The sequence below is a fragment of the Mycobacterium sp. 1482292.6 genome, from assembly GCF_001672995.1.
GTDB classification, from domain to species: domain Bacteria; phylum Actinomycetota; class Actinomycetes; order Mycobacteriales; family Mycobacteriaceae; genus Mycobacterium; species Mycobacterium europaeum_A.
In genome coordinates, this window is sequence record NZ_LZKV01000036.1 from 1 (window position 1) to 786 (window position 786).

1 protein-coding gene and 1 pseudogene are annotated in these 786 nt (G+C 71.1%); both read left to right on the forward strand.

What is annotated here, in order from left to right; all coding sequences use genetic code 11:
* Positions 1-103: pseudogene (locus A5624_RS27965) on the forward strand (enoyl-CoA hydratase); the annotation flags it as partial.
* A gap of 10 nt (positions 104-113) precedes the next feature.
* Positions 114-786: class I SAM-dependent methyltransferase (locus A5624_RS02605; protein ID WP_066861069.1), on the forward strand; the 673-nt coding region annotated here is incomplete at its 3' end.

A 786-nucleotide genomic window follows, 5' to 3' on the forward strand; every position in this document is an offset into this window, starting at 1 on the left:
CCTGGGGCTGGCCGAGCGGCTCGCCGCCGAACGCCGCCGCTACGTCGAGGTGTTCTCCGCTGGTCAGGGCGGTGGCGATCGGGCGGATCCGGGCGGCCGTTAGGCTGCCCTGCATGACCAGTTCGACGGACGCCGTTCCGACGCCCCACGCCACCGCCGAGCAGGTGGAAGCCGCCCGGCACGACAGCAAGCTGGCCCAGGTGCTCTACCACGACTGGGAAGCCGAGACCTACGACGACAAGTGGTCGATCTCCTATGACCAGCGCTGCATCGACTACGCGCGGGGCCGCTTCGACGCCATCGTGCCGGACGAGGTGCGGCGCGAGCTGCCCTACGACCGGGCCCTTGAATTGGGTTGCGGCACTGGGTTTTTCCTGCTCAACCTGATCCAGTCCGGGGTGGCCCGGCGCGGATCGGTGACCGACCTGTCGCCGGGCATGGTCAAGGTCGCCACCCGCAACGGGCAGTCGCTGGGCCTCGACATCGACGGCCGGGTCGCCGACGCCGAGGGCATCCCGTACGAGGACAACACCTTCGACCTGGTCGTCGGCCACGCGGTGCTGCACCACATCCCCGATGTGGAGTTGTCGCTGCGCGAGGTGATCCGGGTGCTGCGCCCGGGCGGCCGGTTCGTCTTCGCCGGCGAGCCGACCAGCGCCGGCGACGTCTACGCCCGCGAGCTGTCCACCCTGACCTGGCGCATCGCCACCAACGTCACCAAGCTGCCCGGCCTGGGCAGCTGGCGGCGCCCGCAGGCCGAGCTCGACGAATCGTCGCGGGCCGGCG